The organism is Streptomyces sp. NPDC104096 (genome assembly GCF_055584385.1).
Map to the genome: position 1 here is coordinate 1 of NZ_JBVJMD010000006.1, position 22459 is coordinate 22459.

The 22459-nt window shown below is 72.3% G+C and carries 18 protein-coding genes, 1 tRNA gene and 4 pseudogenes; 10 read left to right on the forward strand and 13 right to left on the reverse strand.

What is annotated here, in order from left to right; translation table 11 throughout:
• The 5 genes and pseudogenes from ACZ60B_RS08900 to ACZ60B_RS08920 all read left to right on the forward strand — a co-directional run.
• Nucleotides 1-318: pseudogene (locus ACZ60B_RS08900) on the forward strand (type III effector protein); the annotation flags it as partial.
• A gap of 253 nt (nt 319-571) precedes the next feature.
• A complete protein-coding gene (locus tag ACZ60B_RS08905) occupies nt 572-949 on the forward strand; it encodes a hypothetical protein (protein ID WP_469385331.1) in 378 nt (125 codons plus the stop codon).
• Nucleotides 904-1230, forward strand: coding sequence for a hypothetical protein (locus ACZ60B_RS08910; RefSeq protein WP_469385332.1), 327 nt, complete (start codon nt 904-906; stop codon nt 1228-1230). The genes ACZ60B_RS08905 and ACZ60B_RS08910 overlap by 46 nt, the downstream gene beginning before the upstream one ends.
• 407 nt (nt 1231-1637) lie before the next feature.
• Nucleotides 1638-3005: an L-seryl-tRNA(Sec) selenium transferase gene (gene selA / locus ACZ60B_RS08915; RefSeq protein ID WP_469385333.1), complete on the forward strand. Its 1368-nt coding sequence runs from the start codon at nt 1638-1640 to the stop codon at nt 3003-3005.
• Nucleotides 3006-3017: 12 nt separating this feature from the next.
• Nucleotides 3018-4760: pseudogene (locus ACZ60B_RS08920) on the forward strand (SelB domain-containing protein); the annotation flags it as partial.
• A gap of 35 nt (nt 4761-4795) precedes the next feature.
• Here the strand turns inward: ACZ60B_RS08920 and ACZ60B_RS08925 are convergent.
• A tRNA-Sec gene (locus ACZ60B_RS08925) sits at nt 4796-4888 on the reverse strand.
• A 34-nt stretch (nt 4889-4922) separates the two neighbouring features.
• On the opposite strand from ACZ60B_RS08925, the gene selD reads away from it, so the two are divergent.
• A complete protein-coding gene (selD, locus tag ACZ60B_RS08930; RefSeq protein ID WP_469385334.1) occupies nt 4923-5942 on the forward strand; it encodes a selenide, water dikinase SelD in 1020 nt (339 codons plus the stop codon).
• A gap of 22 nt (nt 5943-5964) precedes the next feature.
• On the opposite strand, the gene fdh is transcribed toward selD, so the two are convergent.
• The 5 genes from fdh to ACZ60B_RS08955 all read right to left on the reverse strand — a co-directional run bounded on the left by fdh (nt 5965) and on the right by ACZ60B_RS08955 (nt 13264).
• Nucleotides 5965-9225 (reverse strand): formate dehydrogenase, encoded by a 3261-nt coding sequence (gene fdh, locus ACZ60B_RS08935; RefSeq protein ID WP_469385335.1) that lies wholly within the window; start codon nt 9223-9225, stop codon nt 5965-5967.
• Nucleotides 9226-9228: 3 nt separating this feature from the next.
• Nucleotides 9229-10176: a hypothetical protein gene (locus tag ACZ60B_RS08940; RefSeq protein WP_469385336.1), complete on the reverse strand. Its 948-nt coding sequence runs from the start codon at nt 10174-10176 to the stop codon at nt 9229-9231.
• A gap of 253 nt (nt 10177-10429) precedes the next feature.
• Nucleotides 10430-11464 carry an NrfD/PsrC family molybdoenzyme membrane anchor subunit gene (nrfD, locus tag ACZ60B_RS08945; RefSeq protein WP_469385337.1) on the reverse strand — a complete coding sequence of 345 codons (1035 nt, stop codon included), beginning with the start codon at nt 11462-11464 and terminating at the stop codon, nt 10430-10432.
• Nucleotides 11461-12522, reverse strand: a complete 1062-nt coding sequence (locus ACZ60B_RS08950; RefSeq protein WP_469385338.1) for a 4Fe-4S dicluster domain-containing protein — start codon at nt 12520-12522, stop codon at nt 11461-11463. Before ACZ60B_RS08950 ends, nrfD begins: the two co-directional genes overlap by 4 nt.
• 13 nt (nt 12523-12535) lie before the next feature.
• Entirely contained in the window at nt 12536-13264 is a 729-nt protein-coding gene (locus ACZ60B_RS08955) for a hypothetical protein (RefSeq protein WP_469385339.1), read from the reverse strand.
• Nucleotides 13265-13427: 163 nt separating this feature from the next.
• Between ACZ60B_RS08955 and ACZ60B_RS08960 the strand changes: the two genes are divergently transcribed.
• Nucleotides 13428-13901, forward strand: a complete 474-nt coding sequence (locus ACZ60B_RS08960; protein ID WP_469385552.1) for a hemerythrin domain-containing protein — start codon at nt 13428-13430, stop codon at nt 13899-13901.
• A 347-nt stretch (nt 13902-14248) separates the two neighbouring features.
• A pseudogene (locus ACZ60B_RS08965) lies at nt 14249-14386 on the forward strand (sigma factor); the annotation flags it as partial.
• Between the two features lie 441 nt (nt 14387-14827).
• Here the strand turns inward: ACZ60B_RS08965 and ACZ60B_RS08970 are convergent.
• The 4 genes and pseudogenes from ACZ60B_RS08970 to ACZ60B_RS08985 form a co-directional block, all read right to left on the reverse strand.
• Nucleotides 14828-15094: a DUF4235 domain-containing protein gene (locus tag ACZ60B_RS08970; RefSeq protein ID WP_469385340.1), complete on the reverse strand. Its 267-nt coding sequence runs from the start codon at nt 15092-15094 to the stop codon at nt 14828-14830.
• Nucleotides 15095-15098: 4 nt separating this feature from the next.
• Nucleotides 15099-15548 carry a DUF3618 domain-containing protein gene (locus ACZ60B_RS08975; RefSeq protein WP_469385341.1) on the reverse strand — a complete coding sequence of 150 codons (450 nt, stop codon included), beginning with the start codon at nt 15546-15548 and terminating at the stop codon, nt 15099-15101.
• Nucleotides 15545-15976 carry a phage holin family protein gene (locus tag ACZ60B_RS08980; RefSeq protein ID WP_469385553.1) on the reverse strand — a complete coding sequence of 144 codons (432 nt, stop codon included), beginning with the start codon at nt 15974-15976 and terminating at the stop codon, nt 15545-15547. Before ACZ60B_RS08980 ends, ACZ60B_RS08975 begins: the two co-directional genes overlap by 4 nt.
• Before the next feature lie 122 nt (nt 15977-16098).
• Nucleotides 16099-16733, reverse strand: a pseudogene (locus ACZ60B_RS08985) (SNF2-related protein); the annotation flags it as partial.
• Between the two features lie 201 nt (nt 16734-16934).
• Here ACZ60B_RS08985 and ACZ60B_RS08990 point away from each other — a divergent pair.
• Nucleotides 16935-17399 carry a suppressor of fused domain protein gene (locus ACZ60B_RS08990; protein WP_469385342.1) on the forward strand — a complete coding sequence of 155 codons (465 nt, stop codon included), beginning with the start codon at nt 16935-16937 and terminating at the stop codon, nt 17397-17399.
• A gap of 753 nt (nt 17400-18152) precedes the next feature.
• On the opposite strand, the gene ACZ60B_RS08995 is transcribed toward ACZ60B_RS08990, so the two are convergent.
• From ACZ60B_RS08995 to ACZ60B_RS09005, 3 genes are all read right to left on the reverse strand, one after another.
• Entirely contained in the window at nt 18153-18701 is a 549-nt protein-coding gene (locus ACZ60B_RS08995) for a carbonic anhydrase (RefSeq protein WP_469385343.1), read from the reverse strand.
• Between the two features lie 661 nt (nt 18702-19362).
• Nucleotides 19363-20037 carry a hypothetical protein gene (locus ACZ60B_RS09000; protein WP_469385344.1) on the reverse strand — a complete coding sequence of 225 codons (675 nt, stop codon included), beginning with the start codon at nt 20035-20037 and terminating at the stop codon, nt 19363-19365.
• Nucleotides 20038-20629: 592 nt separating this feature from the next.
• Nucleotides 20630-21109 carry a MarR family winged helix-turn-helix transcriptional regulator gene (locus ACZ60B_RS09005; RefSeq protein ID WP_469385345.1) on the reverse strand — a complete coding sequence of 160 codons (480 nt, stop codon included), beginning with the start codon at nt 21107-21109 and terminating at the stop codon, nt 20630-20632.
• A 75-nt stretch (nt 21110-21184) separates the two neighbouring features.
• Between ACZ60B_RS09005 and ACZ60B_RS09010 the strand changes: the two genes are divergently transcribed.
• Nucleotides 21185-22042, forward strand: coding sequence for an alpha/beta fold hydrolase (locus ACZ60B_RS09010; protein ID WP_469385346.1), 858 nt, complete (start codon nt 21185-21187; stop codon nt 22040-22042).
• Nucleotides 22043-22459 lie beyond the last annotated feature (417 nt).

A 22459-nucleotide genomic window follows, 5' to 3' on the forward strand; every position in this document is an offset into this window, starting at 1 on the left:
GGCACCACCGGCGAACAGCGCGTGACGGCCACCCGCCAGGCCAGGGCCGCCGAACGCTCCTCCGCCACCTGGGCCCGCGCCAACGCCGCCGACCTGCGCCGCCTCGCCGGCCAGATCACCGCACTCGACCAGCTCGCGCCCGAAGCACGCCCGGCCCAGGCCGCCCTGCACGCCGCCCTCGGCACAGCCGACGCCGCCGCGCTCATCGCCCCCCTGACCGGCATGCGCCCCTACCTCGACGCCCGCCACACCGGCCTCGCCGAATCCCTGGACGCCCTAGAACACCGGCGCACGACGACAACCACCGACGACGCCTGACCGACTCCAGCCACCCCGAGCTCGACACCACCGACCTGCACATCCGGTTGGAGGTCGACGAGGATGCCCACACCTTGGCCGTCCGTGACAACGGAATCGGCATGACCGGGACGACCTTGTCGAGCCGATCGGCACGATCGCCCAGTCCGGCACCGCCGGCCTGCTGGAGAGGATCAAGGATTCCAAGGACGCCGCGACCGCCGAGAGCCTGATCGGACGGTTCGGCGTCGGCTTCTGCTTCTACTCGGCGTTCATGGTCGCCGACAAGGTCACGCTGCGCACCCGGCGGGCAGGCACCGACTCCGGCACCCAGTGGGAGTCCGACGGCGAGGGCACCTACGACCTCCAGACCGTCGACGGCCTGCCCGCGGGCACCTCGGTCACCCTGCACCTCGAGCCCGCCGACAGCGAGGACGGGCTCGCCGACTACCTCTCCGAGCCGAAGATCCGCCAGATCGTCGAGCAGTACTCGGTCTTCATCCGCTGGCCGATCCCGATGGCCACCGAGCGCACCGACGCCGAGGGCGAGACGGAAACCGATACCGAGAAGGCCCGGCGCGAACAGGGCTTCGCGGCCCTGCTGCCGTGGCTGACACCACCCTGTCCGAGCAGATCAAGCAGGTCCGCCTGACGACCTCGGCGGCCTGCATCGTCGGTGACGCCCACGACGTGACGCCGAACCTGGAGAAGATGCACCGGGCGGTGGGCCAGCAACTGCCCACCGTCAAGAGGATCCTGGAACTCAACCCCGCGCACCCACTGATCACCGCCCTGCGCACAGCACACGGCGCCAACGCCGACGACCCCGCACCGGCGGAGATCGCCGAGCTGATTTACGGCAGCGCGCTGCTCGCCGAAAGCGGCTACCTGCCCGACCCGGCCCGCTTCACCGGGTGCTCACCGATCGTCTGACCCGCACCCTGTAAATACGCGCGCGGCCCGGGTCGGAGCACCCGATGTCGGTACCGGCCCATCGCCGCCTGTCCGTGGACGTCCACGTCATGGAGGAGAGGAAGACCAGGCGACTGCCATGGCCGAACCACCTCGGCCTGGTCGCCCCAAGGGCGATAGCGGGTCGGTGTACGGAGCGGGCCCGTCCTGCGAGCAGCACCACGTCAACCGGTGCGGCGGCGATCGGTGGTTCTTTCGCCGGCCTGAAGTCGACCCGCGCACGCCCTTGGGCACCGCGGCAGCTGCCTGCCGCATGCCCTGATGCGCCGAGTTCCCGGTCGCTCAGCGTGTCGGAGGGCCCGCGGGGGGCGCTGGAGGACGATGGGGGTGGTCGGGCAGTCTGAGGCGGGGCGGAGGGACGTAGCCGCATGGGTCCGCGGGGTGCAGCGGAGGAGAAGGGCACGGAGCCGGGGCGGGCGGTGTCCGGCACGGCGTGGCGGGGGCCCGACGTGCGCCGGCTGGTTCCGCGTACGGATGTGCTGCTGCGGGAGCCGCGGCTGGCCGAGGCCGCGCGGCTGCTCGGTGCGCCCGTGGTCAGGGCCGCCGTCCGGGAGGCACAGGATCGGGCCCGGGCCGGACGGGTGGCGCCGGAGGACGTGGCGGGTGAGGCGCTCGCGCTGCTCCCGGACACGGCGTGCGGGCTGCGCCCGGTGATCAACGCGACCGGTGTGCTCCTGCACACCAACCTGGGCCGGGCGCCGCTGTCGGACGCGGCCCGGCGGGCGGTGGCGGGGGCCGCGGGGCCGACCGATGTGGAGTTGGACCTGGACACCGGGGTACGGGCCCGGCGCGGGCGCACGGCGTTGCGGGCACTGGCCGACCGGGTGCCGGCGGCGGGGGCCGTACATGTCGTCAACAACGGCGCGGCCGCGCTGGCGCTGGCCGCGACCGCGCTCGCCGCCGGCAAGGAGATCGTCGTCAGCCGCGGCGAGATGGTGGAGATCGGCGACGGGTTCCGGCTGCCCGACCTGCTCTCTTCCACAGGTGCCCGGCTGCGCGAGGTGGGCACCACCAACCGCACCACCGCCGGCGACTACGCCGCCGTGGTCGGTCCTGACACGGGGTTCGTGCTGAAGGTGCATCCGTCCAACTTCCTCATCACCGGGTTCACTCGGGCCGCGGAGGTGGACGAGCTCACCGGGCTGGGTGTCCCGGTCGTCGTCGACATCGGCTCCGGGCTGCTCGGCCCGCACCCTCTGCTGCCGGACGAGCCGGACGCCGCGACCCAGTTGCGGGCCGGCGCCGCTCTGGTCACGGCGAGCGGCGACAAGCTGCTCGGCGGGCCGCAGTGCGGGCTCCTGCTCGGGGAGGAGGGCCTGGTCCACGCCCTCGCCCGGCATCCGCTGGCCCGTGCCCTGCGCGTGGACAAGCTGACCCTGGCCGCTCTGGAGGCCACCCTCACCGGGCCGCCCACGCCGACCGCCGCCGCGCTGACCGCCGACCCCACAGCGCTGCGCGAACGCGCCGACCGGCTCGCCGCCGCGCTCGCCGCCGACGGTATCGACGCACGGTCCGTCGGCAGTGCCGCCACGGTCGGCGGGGGCGGGGCGCCCGGGGTGACGCTGCCCAGTGCCGCGCTGTCGTTGCCCGAGCCGTTCGCCGCCGTGCTGCGGGCCGGGCGGGTCCCGGTGGTCGGGCGGCTGGAGGCGGGGCGCTGTCTGCTCGATCTGCGGGCGGTGCCGCCGGAGGAAGACGCCCGGCTGGCCGGGGCGGTCCGTGCCGCGGCGGCCGGGTAGGAGGCGGGCCTCATGCGGGTGCTGGCCACCGCGGGACACGTCGACCACGGCAAGTCCGCCCTGGTGCGGGCGTTGACGGGCATGGAACCGGACCGCTTCGAGGAAGAGCGCCGCCGGGGGCTCACCCTGGACCTGGGGTTCGTGTGGACCCGGCTCGGCGCGGACGGCGAGGAACTCGCCTTCGTGGACGTGCCGGGCCACGAGAGGTTCGTGGCGACGATGCTGGCCGGTGTCGGCCCGGTGCCCGCGGTGCTGTTCGTGGTGGCCGCCGACCAGGGCTGGCAGCCGCAGTCCGAGGAGCACCTGGCGATCCTCGACGCCCTCGGGGTCCGGCACGCCGTCCTCGCCGTCAGCCGCGGCGACCTGGCGGATCCGGCGCCCGTGCTGGCCGATGCCCGCGAGCGGCTGGCGGCCACCTCGCTCGGCACGGTCCCCGCCGTCGCGGTCAGCGCGGTGACCGGCGCCGGACTCGATGGACTCCGTGCCGAACTGGGGAAGTTGGCGGCCCGCCTGCCGGTGCCGCCCGCCGCTGCGGACGTCCGGCTCTGGCTGGACCGGGCGTTCACGGTGCGGGGGCACGGCACGGTGGTCACCGGCACGCTCGGGGCGGGCACCCTGCGGGTCGGGGACCGGCTGGTGACGGGTGACGGCAGGACCGTGCTGCGGGTCCGCGGGCTCCAGTCCCTGCACGAGGACCGCTCCGCCGTGAGCGGGGTCGCGCGCGTGGCCGTCAACGTGCACGGCCCCGGTGTGGGCGAACTGCGTCGCGGCGAGGTGCTGCTGGCGCCGGGGCGCTGGCTGCTCACCGGGCTCGTGGACGTCCGGGTCACCGGACAGGCCGTCGCCGACCTGCCCCGGAGCGTCAGCCTGCACATCGGCACCGCCGCCGTCCCGGTGACCGTCCGCCCGCTGGGCGAGGACACCGCCCGGCTCACCCTGGGCCGACAGCTGCCGTTGCGCGTCGGCGACCGCGCGGTGCTGCGCGAACCGGGCGGCCGGCGCGTGCCGTGTGCCGCGACCGTGCTGGACGTCCGGCCGCCGCGGCTGGCCGGGCGGGGTGCGGGGCGGGCACGGGCGGCGGAGCTGACCGGCATGAGCGGCTCCGCGGACGGGGTGGCCGAGCTGCGCAGGCGCGGACCGATCCGGCGCCCGGAACTGCTCGCGATGGGCGTCCCGGCGCCGGTCGCGCCCGTGGCCGGGGACTGGCTCGTCGACGCGGACCACTGGGCGCGACTGGGCAGGAGCCTGGCCGAAGCGGTGGACCGGCATGCCGCTGACCGTCCCCTGGAGCCCGGGCTGCCCTCCGAGGCCGCCCGCCGGCTGCTGGGCCTGCCCGACCGGGCCCTGGTCGACGCACTCGTCGCCCAGACCCCGGGGCTCACGGTCCGCCAGGGCCGGCTGTACGGCACCGAGGGACGGCGTCCGTCCCTGCCGCCCCCGGTGCAAAAGGCGGTGGACGCCGTACGCGCGGACCTCGAACGGGCTCCGTTCCGCGCCCCGGACGCCGCCCGGCTCGCCGAACTGGGCCTTTCCCGCAGGGCGGTGGCCGCGGCGGAGGCGGCCGGGACGCTGCTGCGGATCGCCGAGGGGATCGTGCTGCTGCCGGGCGCGGACGGGCGGGCGGCCGCCGTACTCGCGGGGCTGCCCCAGCCGTTCACGCCGAGCGAGGCCCGGCAGGCGCTGGACACCACGCGGCGGGTGGCGGTGCCGCTGCTGGAGCACCTGGACGCCCGCGGGTACACGGAGCGCGTGGACGACACACGCCGACGCTGCCGGGAGCGGGCGGGGGACGGAGGCGGACGGGAATCGAACCCGCCTGCCCGAGATCCTCGGGCACCTCGGTTTTGAAGACCGGGAGGGCCACCAGGCACCCACACGCCTCCACCGACCGCCACGCTAGTTCCCCAGGAGAGCGGAATGACACCAGCGACCCGCCCGGCGTCCGTACGGCTCACACAGTTCGCCCACGGTGGCGGCTGCGCCTGCAAGATCCCGCCCGGTGAGCTGGAGGAGGTCGTCAGCGGGCTGACCGCGCCCTCCCTCACCGGCACCGACAGCCCGCTGCTCGTCGGCCTCGCCACCGGCGACGACGCGGCCGTGGTCACCCTGCCCGGAGCGGTGGGGACGGCTGTGGTGTGCACCGCCGACTTCTTCACACCGGTCGTCGACGACCCCTACGACTGGGGGCGGATCGCCGCCGCCAACGCGCTGTCGGACGTGTACGCGATGGGCGGCCGGCCCCTGCTCGCGGTCAACCTGCTCGGCTGGCCCCGCGACCGGCTGCCGTTCGAGCTGGCCCGTGAGGTGCTGCGCGGCGGCCTCGACGTGGCGACCGAGGCGGGCTGCCATGTCGGCGGCGGGCACAGCGTGGACGACCCCGAGCCCAAGTACGGCATGGCGGTCACCGGTGTCGCGGACCCGGCGCGGCTGCTGCGCAACGACACCGGGCGGCCCGGCCTGCCGCTGTCGCTGACCAAGCCGCTCGGAGTGGGCGTGCTGAACAACCGGCACAAGGCGACCGGCGAGCGGTTCGAGCAGGCGGTCGCGACCATGGCGGCCCTGAACCGGGACGCCTCCGCCGCCGCGCTGGCCGCCGGGGCGAGCTGTGCCACCGACGTCACGGGCTTCGGTCTGCTGGGTCATCTGCACAAACTGGCCCGCGCCTCCGGGGTGACCGCCGTACTGGACACCGCCGCGGTGCCTTTTCTGGAGGGTGCCCGGGAGGCGGTCCGCGACGGGTACGTCAGCGGCGGCACCCGGCGCAACCTGGAGTGGGTGGCGCCGTACACCGACTTCGGGGACACCGACGCCGATATCCGGCTGCTGCTGGCCGACGCCCAGACCTCCGGCGGGTTGCTGGTGGCCGGGGAGGTGCCGGGGGCGCCGGTGATCGGGGAACTGGTGCCGCGGGGGCCGTACTCGCTCGTACTGCGCTGACCGGAACCCGGCCCCGGCGATCTCACGGCTCCGTGCCCGTGTGCTCGTCGATGCCCGCCCGGGCGCGGTAGGAGCGCACCAGTGCCAGGGAGTCCGGGCCGCGTGGGCGGCGGCCGGGGCGGATGTCGACGGCGAAGGCCTTGGTCTCCTGGATGTGGGTGTTGGGGTCGAGGGACAGGTGCAGCAGTTCGTTGGCCGCGTCTCCGGTGCTGTAGCCGTTGGGGCCCCAGTGGTAGGGCAGGCCGACCTGGTGGAGCCGGCGGCCCTGCACGGTCAGCGGGGCCATCCGGTCGGTGACCAGCACCCGGGCCTCGACCACGCCGCGGGCGCTGACGATCGTCGCCCAGCCGGTGTGCTCCAGGCCGCGCTCGGCGGCGAGTTCGGGTGACACCTCGCAGAAGAACTCGGGTTGCAGCTCCGCCAGGTAGGGCTGCCACCGGGACATGCCGCCGGCGGTGTGGTGCTCGGTGAGCCGGTAGGTGGTGGCCACGTACGGGAAGACCTCGGAGCCGGGCTCGGTGCCACTGGGCTGGTAGCGGTTGTCGGGGTGGGGCGGCATCAACTGCCGTACGGGGTTGCGCTGCTGGCCGTAGAGCAGGTTCGGGAACGGGGAGTCCTGTGGCTCGTAGTGGGTGGGCAGCGGGCCGTCGGTGAGGCCGGAGGGCACGTACAGCCAGGCCTTTCCGTCGGCCTGCATGATGAACGGGTCGGTGCCCGAGAGTGCCTCGGCGCCCCTCGCGCCGGGTGGCGGGCGGTGGTGCGGGGACTTGTCGTCGGCGAAGTCGGGGATGTCGTGGCCGACCCACTTCGCCTGTTCCCCGTCCCACCACACCAGGGCCTTGCGTTCGCTCCACGGCCTGCCGTCCGGGTCGGCGGAGGCGCGGTTGTAGAGGATGCGCCGGTTGGCAGGCCAGGCCCAGGCCCATTCGTTCGCGACCCAGTTCTGTTCCTTGCCGGGTTTGCGGCGGGCGGCCTGGTTGACGCCGTCGGCGTAGACCCCGCAGTAGATCCAGCAGCCGCAGGCGGTGGAGCCGTCGGCGTTGAGCTGTTCGTAGGAGGCGAGCGGGTTGCCCTCGGCGTCGTAGCCGTTGATCTCGGCGAGGACGGCCTCCGCCTCAGGTTCGGCCAGCGTGCCCTTGGTCGGGTAGTCCCAGGTGAGGTCCAGCACCGGCTGGTCCATGGGGTCGGTGGAGCCGGCCAGCTTCTCGCGGATGATCCGGCCGAGGTGGAAGGCGAACCACAGCTCGCTGCGGCACTCCCCCGGCGGTTCGACGGCCTGGTGGTGCCACTGGAGCATCCGCTGGGTGTTGGTGAAGCTGCCGTCCTTCTCGGTGTGCGCGGCGGCCGGCAGGAAGAACACCTCGGCGCGGATGTCCTCGGTGCGCAGCTCGCCGGTCTCGATCTCGGGACCGTCCTGCCACCAGGTGGCCGACTCGATGAGCGAGAAGTCTCGGACCACCAGCCAGTCCAGGTTGGCCATGCCCAGCCGCATCAGTTTGGCGTTGGCGTTGCCGACGGCGGGGTTCTCGCCGAGCACGAAGTAGCCCTTGCAGACCCCCTCCAGCTGGGCCATCGTCGTCTCGTAGGTGGAGTGGGAGCCGGTCAGGCGCGGCAGGTAGTCGAAGCAGAAGTCGTTCTCCGGGGTGGCCGCGTCGCCCCAGTACGCCTTGAGCAGGCTCACCAGGTAGGAGCGCATGTTGCCCCAGTAGCCCTTGCGGGCGGCCTCCGCCTCCACGTACGCGTCCAGGTCCTGGTTCTGGTGGGCGTGCGGCATGGGGAGGTAGCCGGGCAGCAGGTTGAACAGCGTGGGGATGTCGGTGGAGCCCTGGATGGAGGCGTGTCCGCGCAGTGCGAGGATGCCGCCGCCGGGCCGGCCGATGTTGCCGAGCAGGGTCTGCAGGATGGCGGCGGCGCGGATGTACTGCACGCCGACGGTGTGCTGGGTCCAGCCGACCGCGTAGGCGAAGGCGGTGGTGCGGTCGCGCCCGGAGTTGTCGGTGACCAGTTCGCAGACCTGGCGGAAGACGTCCTGCGGGACACCGCAGATCTGTTCGACGGTCTCCGGTGTGTAGCGGGCGAAGTGCCGCCTGAGGACCTGGAGGACGCAGCGCGGGTGGGTGAGCGTCTCGTCCCGCTCGGGCTCGCCCTCGCCGATGTCGGCGCCGCCGGAGCCGTGTGCCTCGCCGCGCGCGGCCTCGGTCACCGAGCTGCCGCCGTCGGTGCGCTTGTCGTACTCCTCGTCCCGCTGACCGGAGGCCGCCTGCACCTCCATGCCCTCGTACTGCCAGCTGCTGTTGTCGTAGGAGCGGCTGTCGGGGTCGAGGCCGGAGAAGACACCGTCCAGGTCCTCGGTGTCCCGGAAGTCCTCGCCGAGGATCACGGACGCGTTGGTGTACGCGACGACGTACTCCCGGAAGTACTTCTCCTGTTCCAGGACGTAGTTGACGATCCCGCCGAGGAAGGCGATGTCGGTGCCCGCGCGCAGCGGTACGTGCAGGTCGGCCAGTGCGCTGGTGCGGGTGAACCGCGGGTCGACATGGATCAGTTTGGCGCCGCGGGCCTTGGCCTCCATGACCCACTGGAACCCGACCGGGTGGCACTCGGCCATGTTCGAGCCCTGGACGACGATGCAGTCCGAGTGCTGGAGGTCCTGCTGGAAGGTCGTCGCGCCGCCGCGTCCGAACGAGGTTCCCAGACTGGGAACGGTGGAGGAGTGTCAAACACGCGCCTGGTTCTCGATCTGGATCGCGCCGATCGCCGTGTACAACTTCTTGAGCAGGTAGTTCTCCTCGTTGTCGAGGGTCGCTCCGCCGAGGCTCGCGACGCCGAGGGTGCGGCGGGTGCGGGTCTCGTCGACCTCCCACTGCCAGCCGGCCCTGCGGGACTCGATGACCCGGTCGGCGATCATGTCCATCGCGGTGTCGAGGTCCAGGTGTTCCCAGGTGGTGCCGTGCGGGCGCCGGTAGAGGACCTGGTGTTCGCGGGAGTCGCCGGTGGTCAGCTGGAGGCTGGCCGAGCCCTTGGGACAGAGGCGGCCGCGGGAGACCGGGGAGTCGGGGTCGCCCTCGATCTGGGTGACCTTGCCGTTCTCGACGTAGACGTTCTGGCCGCAGCCGACCGCGCAGTAGGGGCAGACCGACTTCACCACACGGTCCGCGCTCGCCACCCGGGGGGTCAGCCGGGCGCTGTGCCCGCTCTTCGCGGCGGCGCCGCGGCCCAGCGGGTCGGTGCCGGTGAGCTGTCGGTAGACCGGCCAGGAGTCGATCCAGGTGCGTAGGCCCACGGTTCAGTCCTCCCGTTCCGTGCCCCGGCGGTCGGCGGGCCGGCTGCCGGGTGTGTCCCGGACGTGGTCCATGAGCGCCGCGGCGGTGCCGGCGCCCGCGACGACCGCCGCCGGCTGCTGCGGGGTGTGCGGGTGAGGGCGGGCCGGTGCGGCCCGCCAGGCGCGCACGACCCTCTCGCCGAGCCGCTCCCGGTCCTTCTGGTAGGAATTCTCCCGCAGCCGGGCGAACACGGCATCCTCGCGGGCCACGTGCTGTCGCAGCTGGTCGACGAGCTGTCCGACGAGGTCGTCGAACTCCTCGCTGTCGGGTGCCGCCGCACCGAGCGCGGTCAGGGTGCGGGCGCCCTCGCGTTCCTGCGCCAGTGCCTCGTCGGCGACCCGGTCGCCGTCGTCCAGCACCTCGCGGACGACGGGCTGGTGGACTCCGCCTCGCAGTGCGCCGAACGCCCCCGGTTGGAGGCGTGCTACGTCGGTGTCCTCGCCGCGTTCGCGGTGTTCCTGGTGGCGTGGACCGCCTGGCAGGACCAACGGGAGCACGCGCGGCACTCGCCGCGGAAGGCGGTGAGCTGCGTGGACCGTGACCGGCTGCCAGGCGTCCTGGTCTTCGATGTCGACGAGACCCTGACCGGCACGGGCCCGCTCGCCGCCCGGCCGACCGATGTCGGCCTGCCCGGACACCTGCCGCCCACCTGGTTCGCGGGTGTCCTGCGCGACGGCACGGTCCTGACCCTGGCGGGCGGCCACGCCTCCTTCGCGGCCGTGGCGGCGTACCTGCTGCGCACCTTCCTCACCCGGCGCGCGCCCGACACCGACCCGGACCCCGCCGTGGCCCATGTGCTGGGCGCACTGCCCGGGCTGCCCGCGCACCACCCAGCCGTCCCCGACGGTGTACGTGCCCTGTGCAGCCGGCCACCGCCTGCTGACCCTGACCGACGGGACGGTCGCCACCACCCGTGCGCTTCTCGGCCGGGCCGGCTCACCGGCTGCTTCGAGGCGCACGTGGACATCGAGGCGCCGGGTGTCCGGAAGCCGGCCCCGGCCGTCTACGCTTGCGCCCTGCGTACGGCCGGGGCGGCGGCGAACGGGGCGATGCTCGTCTCCGCACGCCCCTGGGACGTCGACGGCGCCGCCCGCGCGGGCCTGGCGACCGCGTGGCTGCACCGTGAGCCGCCGCCCTACCCGGCCGCCTTCCGCGCGGCAGACCTCACGGCTGGTTCGGTGTCCCGTCCGCTGCCCCGGCGTCGAGCCGCTCCCGTTGCGGTACGACCGTGTACTTCGGGTCCTCGGCCGAGGCGACGCCGGCGTGGAACACGCCGAAGCGCAGGGCCGCCGAGCCGGTCAGCAGGGCCGCGCCCGCCACCGCCGTGAGGGCGCGGTGGGGCCGTCGGCCGCCGAGGGCCGCCAGGGCCGCGCCGCCCGCCGTGAGGAGTTCCGACGTGCGCAGCAGGGTGTGCGCCCGGCCCTGTTCGTACGGCTCGGTCAGCAGGCTGCCCAGCCGGTGCTTCATGAGCTGGAAGCAGCCTAGTTCCAGGGCTGCGCCCAGAGCCGCGAGCCGCCGGACGGGCCCGGTCTGCGCGGGCGGCGCCGCCAGCATCGCCAGCCCGGCCGCCGCGGTCGCGCCGGAACCCGCGAAGACGAACGGCAGCTCACGGTAGCCCTCGTGCCAGGACGGCACGGCGGTGTCCGCGATCAGCACGGCGGTGTAGGTGACGACCGCCGGTCCCAGGACGGCGGCCGACGCGGTGGCGGCCGCACCCACCGGCCGGTACCGGTTCGCGACGTCGCTCGCCGCGGCCGCCATGGTCAGCGGGGCGTATCCGGCCAGCAGCCAGGAGCCCACGCTCATCGGCGAGGTCGGCTTCAGGACGCGCAGCATGTTGAGGAAGCGGGCCGGGCGGCCCAGGTCGTGGACCAGTGCGGCCAGCGACAGCGAGATCCCGCCCGTCGCGGCCAGCTTCGCGGCCCGGGCCAGCGCGGGACGGCCGGTCAGCTGCCCACCGGCGGCCAGCAGCGAGGAGGTGCCCGCGAGCCCGCCCAGGTACAGGTAGCCGGCGATGTCGAGCGGTTTCCAGGTGGGCTTGTTCAGGATCGGTTTGCCGTAGTACGAGGAGAACTCGGCGTCCGGCACCATGCTGCGCTCGCCGCGGCCCTTCCGGCGCCTGCCGTACTTGCCGGTGACGGCGTTCCGGCCGGGCCGGGCCCCCCGGACGCCGTCGCGTGTCACATCGGAACCGCTCATCGCCGCCTCCTCGGACCGACGCGCACGAAACTGCCGACGGCGAGCGTCATGAGCGTGGCCGCCGCCAGCGCCGCGTGCCGCCACATGTCGGGCAGGTCCCGGGTGGTGACCACCGGGTCCGGGGGCAGGCCGTACACCTCCGGCTCGTCCAGCAGCAGGAAGAACGCGCCGTCGCCGCCGACCCCGTCACCGGGATCCTCGCCGTAGAGCCGGGCGTCGGCGACGCCCGCGGCGTGCAACTGGCCGACCCGGCCGGACGCCCGCTCCCGCAGTTCGTCCAGGGGCCCGAACTGGATCGAGTCGGTCGGGCACGCCTTCGCACAGGCCGGTTCCATGCCGACGCCGAGCCGGTCGTAGCACAGCGTGCACTTCCAGACGCGTCCGTCGTCCTTTCGCTGGTCGATGACGCCGTAGGGGCAGGCGGGCACGCAGTAGCCGCAGCCGTTGCAGATGTCCTCCTGGACGACGACCGTGCCGAACTCGGTGCGGAAGAGCGATCCGGTGGGGCACACGTCGAGACAGGCCGCGTGGGTGCAGTGCTTGCACACGTCGGAGGCCATGAGCCAGCGCAGTTCGGTGCGCCCGTCCGGGGACACCGGGGAGATCTCGCCGGCCGGTGCGCCCGCCGGGGCGGTGCCGGGGGCGGGGGCCGTGGCTCCTGGTCCGGGCGACGAGGCGGAGGTGCCGAGGACGCGGGCGGCGGCGAACACGTCGACGTCGTCGTGGGCGGCCCCGGGCTCCTGGACGGCGAGCGGCTTGCGCTGTTCGATGAAGGCCACGTGGCGCCAGGTGTCGGCGCCCAGCCCCTGGGTGTTGTCGTAGGACATGCCGGTCAGTTCGAGACCGTCCTCGGGGACGGCGTTCCACTCCTTGCAGGCCACCTCGCACGCCTTGCAGCCGATGCAGACGGTGGTGTCCGTGAAGAAGCCCATGCGCGGCGGGCTGTCCGGGTAGCCGGCCGCTCCCGCCACGTCCGGCTGCGGACCGTACAGCAGGTTCTGCCGGCCGGGGTCCGGTCGTGCCCTGCGGGTCGCGTCGTCGGCGCCGCTATCGGTCATGGCTCGACCTCCTTCACCTGTCGTCCCCCTCTCCGGTGCCGCCCGTACGAGTTCCACGCGACGGCGCCGCCACTCGGTGACCGGCAGTTCCACTCGTGCGCCGAAGTACCAGCGGCTGAGGGCGTCGCGCAGCAGGTGTCTGCGGAACCAGCGCCAGACCTCCGTGCCGTGGGCGCGCGGCCGGGACGTGTCGCGCACCAGGACCCGGTAGGCCTCGGCGCGGGGCAGCAGCATGTGCGCACCCTCGTAGCCCGCCGCCGGCGGTACGTCGTACCTCTTCCGCCTCCTGCCCCTCGATGAGCCGCCGCCGGTCGGATGCCTGCAGGCCCCGACAGGCCCGTTTCGTGGCGTGGTAGGCCAGGAACGGGAGCACGAACAGGGACGTGCGGAAGATGTACGTCGGCAACTCCAGTCTGACCTGGAAGCGGTACGCCGGCACGTCCTGACCGCCCGCCATCAGCAGCACGGCGTGGACCGTGACCGCGGCGACGCCCGGCGCGGTACGGGTGGGCTGGTTGCGCGGGCGGTCGCACAGGTGCTGTTCGGGGCCGGGGCCGGTGATCCACCGTTCGAAGTACGGGTAGGCGCACAGGATCGCGAAGAGCACGGCCGGGAGCACGGCGCCGGGCAGCAGGACGTCCCGGACGACGGTGTGCCCGGCGATGTTCGTCTCGGCGGGCATCAGCCGCAGGGCCGCCTCCAGGTGGCCCACGTACCAGGGGTGCCCTTGGGCAGCTGACATTCGCAACCCGGTGGCCGACCGGTCCCGGACTCGGGGAAAACGGCTCGGTCCCGCCCCCATGGGTGCCAACGGCGGAAGCCCCAGCCGATATCGAGAGCGTTCGGGGGTACACAGTCGTCCCGGGCGCACCCAGCTTCCGGGAGACAACGAGGTGGAGGAATCTGTGGACGGGATCGTGCTGCTCAAGGAAGACCACAAGACGGTGGAGAAGCTGTTCAAGCAGTTCGAGAAGGCCGGCGACAACGCCCACGCCGAGAAGCGGAAGATCGCTGACCAGGTGATCGAAGAGCTCACCACCCATGCCTTCATCGAGGAGGAGATCTTCTATCCGGCCTCCCGGGAAGCGGCCCCCGACACCAAGGACCACGTCCTCGAAAGCGTCGAGGAACACCATGTCGTGCTGTGGATGCTTTCCGAACTGAAGGATCTCGATCCGGCCGACGAGCGGTTCGACGCCAAGATGACCGTCCTCATCGAGAACGTGCGTCACCACGTCGAGGAAGAGGAAAAGGAGTGGTTCCCCGAGGTCCGCAAGGCCATGGGACGCAACCGGCTCACAGAACTCGGCGACCGGATGGAAAGCGCCAAGAAGAACGCCCCCAGCGACCCCCTGGCCATCCCCAGTGCCGACAAGTAGACCGTAGCCGGTTGCCGGGCTGCCGGGGCGAGATCGCCTGCACCACCCGTCAGGCCATGACGTGCCGGCCGGCCCGCAACTCACGATTCCGCGGCACAAGACCGCCGCACGCCAAATCCGTCCACGCCGGTTACTCACGTAACTCGCGACGGGCGCTCTGCAGTCCGTTGTGCATGACGCAGCACCGTCTCGTTTCTGCGGCACCGCCCACCACCCGCGGGGACGCACGCCGTTCACGCCGCCCGGGCCCGCCCGACGGTCCTTGGTGACCGAGAAGAGCGCAACGGCGACCGGCGCACTACCGCAGATCGCCGACCCGGCGCGGGTTTCCCCCAAAACGCCTGGGATTGGAAGACGTCGTCCAGGTCGGCACGATCGGTCTCATCAGGGCCATCGACCGCTTCGACCTTTCCTGCGAGGTCGGGTTCACCTCCTTCGCCGTCCCCTGCGTCATCGGCGAGATCAAACGCTTCTTCCGCGACAGCGGGAACCGGCCACTCCTCGGAGCGTACCCAGTACGACGAGGAAGGTCGGTGACCATGGGTTCGGTGCATTTGGTCAGTCGGGCCGGTCAGGTTGGGTTCGCAGTTGCCGCCAGCAGCGCTGGACGTGCTCTTCGGCCTCCTTCACGGCCTCCCGTGCGGCCTCGTCCGGCGCGGGAGGCGAGGTCGTATCCGGTGCGGCCGCAGTGCGGTGCCACCAGGGGCAGCCGGCGCTGGCGCCATGGAGGCTGCGTGACGGGCGGGTGGCGGCCCACCTGGCGGCCAGGACGATGCCGATGACTGCCGCGGCGCTCAGGGCGGACATCATGTGGGAAGCGGACACGGTGGTGCGACCTTCCGTGCGGGGAATGCAAGCAGGGGGTGCCGGTATTGCAGGGGCGCCGGTATTTACGTCACACCGGCACCCCCGTTCCGCATCTGTTGTCAGCCGGGCCAGGTGCCGGTCAGGCGGCGCGTGGCAGTGGCGCCGGCTCGGTCAACGGCAGCCTTGACCCCGGCGAAGATTGCGCCCTGCAGGGCGGCGGCGAGCAGAACCTCGGTCCAGGCGCGCTCCTCGTCGGTGGCGTCGGGGGCGTCCTCTTCGTGACCGAGCGTCTTCCAAGCCTGCTTGAACACAGCGCCGGCGAGCATGCCGCTCACGGCTCCCAGGGCGAGACCGACCGGCTTGTAGGCGATCTTCGAGGCTTTCATCCGCTCATCCCTTCGTGCGGCGCCGTGCCAGCCACACCAGGACGGCGCCTGCGGCCGCCGCGAGCACCAGGGGGCGGTTGTCCCGCGCCGCCTGTGCTCCCTGGGCTGCCTTGTGCCGTACCGGTTCGGGCGTCTTGTCCTGCAGCAGGTCAGCAACCTGAGCGGCCTTGGCCCGGGCCTGGTCGGCGGCGGATGCGGCCTTGTCCTTTACCGGGTCGGGAATCTTGTCCTGCACCTGAGTCACGGCCTGGGCCGCTTTGGTCTTCAGCTCCCCGGCCTTGGCGGTGGCCTGCTGCTTGACCTCGGCGGCCTTCTCCTGGGCGCGGGCCCGGACGTCGGTCTTGGCCGCCAGCGCCTCGACCGTCTGCCCGAGCTCCTGACGGGTCTCCTCGACCTGCTCGCGCAGTTCCTCGGGGCTGGAAGCGGTGGGCTCGTCGTGGGGCGGCTGGGTCATCGCTGTGCACTCTCCTTGATCTCGGCCACGTCGGCCCTCACGCTCTCCACCGTCTGCTCGGGTATCGGCGACGCGCCCTCCTCGATCTGCTTCCTTCCGCTCAGGGCCATCACCGCAGCTGTCACACCCAGCACCGCAGCAACGATCAGCGCCGCAGCCCATACCGGCAGCGGCACGGCGAGAGCTGCTATCACGGTTGCCACCAGCGCCTGCAGCATCAGGAAGCCCACCACTCCGGCGCCGCCGAACAGGCCACCGCCTTTGCCGTAGCGCTTGCCCTTCTCCTTCATCTCCGCCTGGGCCAGCCTCATCTCGCCGCGCACCAGCTCCGTGAGCTGCTGCGACGCCTGCTGCACCAGCTCGCTCACCGGCACGTCGTTGCCGTGGGCACGAGTGCGGCCATCAGGGTATGGCTGCACGGTCGACACGACGATCACCTCCTGTTCTTCTCTGCCTGATCCACAACGACGGACCGCGCGATGGCCCATCACGTGATCACGCGAGTACCCCGAACGGACCAGCTCAGCACTGCTTTGACGCGCTGCCCAAGCAGGGCTCCGTACGTGGTGAGGACGAAGGCGTCCGGTGCGAGGTCGTCCAGGGTGCGGCCCGGGCCGTGGAAACGACGTACGGCGATACCGGGTGCGAAGCGCCGCACCTCGCGCTCCCGATTGCCGAGCAGGGACGTCGGACAGACCACCAGAAGGGGGCCATGGGCCAATCGCTCGTGACGGCGCGGGTGGAGGGAGATCAGGTGATCGTCTTACCGAGGCCCATGTCGTCGGCGAGACAGCAGCCCAGACCGAGGGAGGTCATCCGGTCCAGCCAGTCAAGGCCCCGCAGCCGATAATCGCGCAGTGTGGCTGCGAGCGCGGCGGGCTGACTGGCGGTGGCCGATGCGCCGTCCGGGCCCGCCTCCGGCTCGGCGATCCGCGCGCGCAACTGCGCCAGGGCACCGGTCGCGGTGACCGGTACGGACGTGCCGTCGATCTCTGCCTCGCCGGTCAGCGTCGCACCCAGGGCATCGATCGCGGTGAGCTCGCGGCCGCGCTGCTCGCGGACCAGCGCCTGATCGATCATCACCCACTGGTCACGCAGCCGCACCACCGGCCGGTGCGCCTCGACCAGGCGGTTCATCTCCTCCTCGGTCAGCGGCTCCCCGGCCAGAGCCAACTGCCGTCGGAACTCGGGTTCTGCACAACTTCTGTGGACCTCTTGCGGAGCGTGACCGGTGACGGCCCCGGGGGCGTGCGCCAGTGAGCGATCGTGCAGGCTGGACACATGGTCAGTCGCGTTGAGAAGTACCTCGCCCATCTTGATCGACTCTCCGGAGGAAGGGAGCCCCGCTTCTTCCCTGTCGAGTCGACCAAGAAGGGGCTGCGGGGCGTGACGGAGATCGTTTACGACAACCTGCCGGACGGGCTTCTCACGGCGCTCACCTACGGCTTGTCGCTGGCGGAGCATCCCGATTGGCAGCACGGCTCGCCGGAACTCTGCCTCAGCGTGAACTCGACCAACGTGATCTGGGCCCATGCCGTGGGCTTCCTGGCAGAGCAACTCCGTGGAGCCTGCCCATTCAGTTACGGCAGCACGATCAACTTCGGTGAGCGCATCGTGCCCGAGTCGGAGATGACGGCATTCTGCGTGTTCGCGCCACTGGTCCTCGACAGAGACGACTACCTGGGCATCGACGTCGGCATTCCGGGACACGAGGGCCACGACGTGATCAATATCCAAGGGATGTACCCCATCCACGAGGTCGAGCGGCAGTTCATCGACGAGTACGGGCTTGAAGCCTTCTGGAGGAGCGACTGGGAGCCCACCAACGTGCTCCGGCGTCCCGCGATCTGATCCGGGGAGGGCAGCTGGTGGACAGCATCAAAGGAGCGCTCGAGCGGCCGTGCGTCAGCACAGGACCTGCGTCTTCCGTCCCGCCGGAGAAACCACCCAGATCCCCAGCCTTCTCAGCGCGCTGACTCGTGGTGCGTCGGTCCAGGATCCACGACAGGGCCGGCCAGACCGGGGTGACGCTGTCGGCGGGGCCGCTCCCCGGTAGACCCGGAAGAGGGCGGTGCGGCGGGCGGGCAGGTCCAGGACCAGGGCTCGCGGCGAGAGCAGGAGCGCGACCGCGCCCAGCGCAGCCACGGTCGCAGGCTCGGCCTCTTCGGCAACCCGCGACCATCCCCTGACTCCCGTCCGGTGGGCCGGACGACCTCACAGGGCCTGGCTCCTGGACAGGCGCAAGTCCTACGCGGCGCCTGCGTTGTGATCCGCACTCGCCATTGCGGCAGGTCTCAACGGGGGTCCTACGGACTGTCTGTCCCGCCGCATCTCACGGACGGCCGACTCGTCAAGGAGCAAACCCATGCCCCACGCCTCGAAGACGGTCGGGGTTCCGCTCCGCGACGACGAGTGGGACCTGAGCACGACCGTCACGACGTCTCCGACGCCGCTCATCGAGATGTGCGACACCGAGGACGGACGCAAGGCCGCGGCCGTCGTCGTGGTCGACTCTGCCTGTGATGCCGGCTGTCAGCCGATCCGGGGCGCCTCGGGAAGCTGTTCGGCCGCCCGTCACCGACCTCGTACCGCCCCTTGGGCCGGTCAGGAGGGCGCGCCGGCCAGGACTTCCACCTTGCCGGTGTCGAGCGAGTAGAAGGCGCCGACCACGGCGAGGGCGCCCTTGCTCACCAGCGGGGCGAGGTCCTCGTTGGAGCGCAGATCGGCCGCGGTCAACGTGACCTGGGCACGGGCCATGGTCTCGACCGGGTCGGCGCCGCCTTCCCGGGCCGCCTGCTCGTAAGCCGGCTGCAGTGCCTTCACGATCGCCTGCAGGTTGCCGGGCAGCGGTTTGCCGTCACGAATGGATGCGTACGCCGCCTTGACGGCGCCGCAGCGCTGGTGCCCGAGGACCACGATGAGGGGAGTGCCGCTCGTCATGGGCCCGTACTCGACGGAACCAGTGACCACCGGTCCGACCGCCTCCCCGCCCGTGCGCATCACGTAGAGGTCACCCAGGCCGGTGTCGAAGAGGAGTTCGGGCGGCACCCGGGAGTCGATACACGAGAGGATCGACCCGAAGGGCTCCTGCTCCTGGGCCACGAACTGACGCCGGTTCGGATCCCGGTCGGGGTGTTGAAGGTCTCCGCTCACCCAACGCTTGTTGCCTTCCATCAGCCTCGCGAACGCCGCGGCGGGCGTGGTGGGCCGTGCTTCCGGCGAAGCGCTGGCCGCCGAGGAGGCCACCCTCATCGATGAGCACCCCGCGAGCGCGAGCACGCCGCCCACGACTCCGCCGACGAGCAGCGCTCTACGATCCGGACGCCCGGCTCTGTCCATCGGTCGCTTCCCCTCGATACCGCCCAGACACGTCCCTGTGTTCTGACCAGGCCAATTGTTCATCCGGTGTGGGTGTCCTGGCTGCAGGCGCAAGCGGGCGGGGGCCACATTGCCGCAGACGGCCCACAGAGCAGGCCCGGGCGGCGGCACGAACCTCTGAAGCCGGGACCGCAGCGTGAGCGAGGACCGATGGCCGGGGGACGGCGGGTCGTGCGCATCGCGCCGTCCTGACAGGTCGCAACAGGGATTACCGCGGTGGTGCGCTGAGCGGAGCGCCCACGACGGGCTCGGCCACATCGCGGCAGCTGCTCCCCGCGACCACGGCTGACGGTGCGGTCCGCTCACGCGGCCGCGGGGGACGACGGCAGTACGGCGAGCTGCACGATTCCGTCCGGCCAGACGGCGCTCCGGACTCCGGCCTGCCACCCCTCTCCCCCGCTTGCCTTTGCTGCGGGGAGCGGAAATGAGCTGACGTCTACCAGCCCGGCAGTGGCTCGCCGAGAGCCAGGCCAGTGGCGGCCAGCCACTCCTCCTGCACGTCTCGGTTCCTGGTCCCGATGGAGAGGTGGACACCGTGCGTGCCCTGCGCCGGCTCGGAGCTCTGGCAGGTCCAGACGCTGTTGAGGCACAGTTGGACACCGCACAGCTTGCTGGAGGGCAGTCCGCGCAGCGCGGCGTGCCAGCCGACGTCGAAGGACAGCGGACCGACGTCCGCGACCAGGGCGTCGATGTCGGCTTCCCCGCAGGTCTCCTCCGAGCGGGAGAGCACGAGTGGCGGCCAGGCGTCCCGCCACGGTTCCAGACAGATCTCCGGGGGAAGCGGCCAAAGCCCCGCGAGCTCGGGTATCAGTTCCACCTGCACCTCGTACGGATCCTCGCCGCGCGGCACGCCCAGCGCGTGCAGCCGCCTCCAGAAGTCCTCCAGGCCCGTCTCCGGAAAGCGCCTGCCGGCCCGGGTCATGAACCGGCCCTCGCGAAAGAACGTGAGCGCGTGCGCGTACTGCTCCGCCGTGACGACCTGGCCGATCTCGGGGATGTCCGGGTCGTCCGCCCAGTCGGCGAAGTCCCTCAGGAGTTCGCGGGCGCGGCGCAGGGCGCTCTCCGCGTCCGGCAGCGGTTCCAAAACCTCGTACAGCAACGACATCCCCATGGGCGGCCTCCGTGGGGAGCCTAACGGCAGCCGAGCAGCCCGATCACTTCGTTTTAGCGCGGCTGTCGGCCCGCGGCCGGGTCGCCGATATCGTCGCGGCCGTGATCCGTGACGACGGCTCGAACCCGCTCGTGCACGCGACTCCGGCCGTCTGGGCAGTCGCTTACGGAAACGGCCAGATCGGGTGACAGACAGCTGGTCATTTCTGCGGATGCCGCACTGTCACCATCGCCACAGCAGCTCGCCGCCCAGCCCCCCGCGTCCCGTCTCACCTTTCGTCGCCGCCGTCTCAGGTCCCCTTGCCGGATCTGCCGGTGGCGGCAACGAAGCCTGAGACAGCCGGGCCACCGTCCACCGCACTGCGGCTTCGACCTGGGCAGATGTCACGTTCTCGTGGCGTCTCTCCTCGGTGCCGCGCGATCCTCCGTCGGGATCGGCCGCGGTGCGGTGAGCCGTCCGCGCGGCCGATCCGGCCTGCTGGGACGGCGGGGCCGGTCGGTCGTGGGCCGCCGGCGGACCTCGTGCGATGGCCGGTGCGGCTGGGACGGGTGAAACCCTCGACGCCGCGGGCCCGCCGCCCGGCCGCGCTCGGCTACGGGTCAGGCGTGGCGGCGTTCGTGCGGGCGGCGGCGGTGGTCATCGCGGTGAGGAAGCGCTCGGCTGTGTCGAGTTCGGCTGGGGTGAAGGCGTCCATCGCGGTGAGCAGCGTGCCGATGGCGGGGCCGAAGAACGACCAGCCGAGGTCGATCGCCTGCGGCTCGACGGTGAGCAGGACCCGTCGGCGGTCGGTGGTGTCGCGTTCGCGGCGTACCAGGCCGAGCCGCTCCAGCCGGTCGATGAGGGTGGTGGTGCCGGCGGAGTTGAGTCGGAGCTGTTCGCCGAGCCGGCCGGGGGTCACGGGGCGTTCGGCCCGGGCGGCGTCGAGCAGGGCGATCAGGGCCCGCAGGTCGGTGGGGTGCAGTCCGTTGCGGGCGGCGAACTCCGCGGCGAGCAGGTCGAACTCGACGGTCGCCGCGCGCAGTTGGTGGACCAGTCGCAGCCGCGGGTCGTGCGGGGTCCGCTCGGTACTCACTGACGCATCTTCTCTCGCTCGCCTAGTATCTCGCTCAGCGAGAGAATACGTCAGGCGATCTCCCGAGGAGCCGGTGTGTCCAAAACATTCTTCGCCGCCTACGACGCGCTGCTGGCCCGCTGGCCGGCCGGCACCGCCGAGCTGACCGTGCCCACGCCGTACGGACCGACCCGGGTGCACGCCTATGGCCCCCCGGACGGCGCGCCGCTGGTGCTGCTGCACGGCGGCGGGACCACCGGCACGTCATGGTTCGCCAACGCCTCGGCCCTGGGGGCCCTGCACCGGGTGTACGCGGTCGACATCCTCGGCGACGTCGGCCGCAGCGAACGCGCGGGCCTGCCACTGCGCACGCCGGGCGACCTCACGGCGTGGCTGGACGCCGTACTGGACGGGCTGGGGCTGTCGGCGGCCGCCCTGTGCGGGCACTCGTACGGCGGCTGGGTGGCCGCCGCGTACGCGCTGCACATGCCGCGGCGGGTGGAACGCCTCGTACTGCTCGATCCGACCCAGGTGTTCGGCGGGTACCGGCCGGGCTACCTGCTGCGTGTGCTGCCGATGCTGCTGCGGCCCACCGCGCGGCGGGTCGGCGCGTACCTCGACTGGGAGAGCGCGGGAACGGGCGTGGACGAGGACTTCAAGCGCCTGTACGTGCTGGGCGCGACCCTGCGGGGGCGGGGCCGGCCGGTGGTGGGGCGCACGCTCGACCCGGCGCCGCTCGCCGTGCCGGCGCTGGTGCTGTTCGCCGGACGCAGTCGGGTTCACGACGCCGAGGCGACGGCGGCCCGGGCCCGTCGGCTGCTGCCCCGGGCCCGGGTCGAAGTACTGCCGGGGCTGGGCCACCACGCGATGCCCACCGCCGGCGCTGCGGCCGTGGACGCGATCGTGCTGGAGTTCCTCGGGGCGCCGCCCGCGGGATGCCACCCGCCGCAGTGAATGTGCACGAATGACCGTGTGTCGAGGCCGGAACCCGGGATCGCCGACCGGTCGGTGTTGCTGCGCAGTTGGCCGCCCGTCGCGGTATTTGGGGGGTGACCCGCGAGCGGTCGACCCGCGTCCTGCGCGGGGGCGCGCACGCGCGGATCCCTTCGCCGGGTGGCGGCCGGTACGCGTCGGCTTCGAGCCGAAGGGCATCAAGGACGGGGGCAGCAGGTGAAGGGGGCGCTCTCGGCGCTGCTCGACACCCTCGCGTCGGACTACCCGGCGGGGACACGGCGACCGCGCCCGGGCGTCCCGATCGCCGTGTCCATGGTGCTCGGGGCAGACACCAGCGCACTCCCGTCTGGCGCTGCTCCTCGTCCTGCCCGTCGTCCGTCGATAGGGATTCCGCTCCCTGCCCAGCAGGCGGTGCCC

Coding starts and splice junctions, on each gene's coding strand:
- ACZ60B_RS08905 (WP_469385331.1), top strand. CDS start 572: ATGGTCGCCGACAAGGTCACGCTGCGCACCCGGCGGGCAGGCACCGAC.
- selA (WP_469385333.1), top strand. CDS start 1,638: ATGGGTCCGCGGGGTGCAGCGGAGGAGAAGGGCACGGAGCCGGGGCGG.
- selD (WP_469385334.1), top strand. CDS start 4,923: ATGACACCAGCGACCCGCCCGGCGTCCGTACGGCTCACACAGTTCGCC.
- nrfD (WP_469385337.1), bottom strand. CDS start 11,464: ATGAGCGGTTCCGATGTGACACGCGACGGCGTCCGGGGGGCCCGGCCC.
- ACZ60B_RS08950 (WP_469385338.1), bottom strand. CDS start 12,522: ATGACCGATAGCGGCGCCGACGACGCGACCCGCAGGGCACGACCGGAC.
- ACZ60B_RS08955 (WP_469385339.1), bottom strand. CDS start 13,264: ATGTCAGCTGCCCAAGGGCACCCCTGGTACGTGGGCCACCTGGAGGCG.
- ACZ60B_RS08970 (WP_469385340.1), bottom strand. CDS start 15,094: ATGAAAGCCTCGAAGATCGCCTACAAGCCGGTCGGTCTCGCCCTGGGA.
- ACZ60B_RS08975 (WP_469385341.1), bottom strand. CDS start 15,548: ATGACCCAGCCGCCCCACGACGAGCCCACCGCTTCCAGCCCCGAGGAA.
- ACZ60B_RS09000 (WP_469385344.1), bottom strand. CDS start 20,037: ATGGGGATGTCGTTGCTGTACGAGGTTTTGGAACCGCTGCCGGACGCG.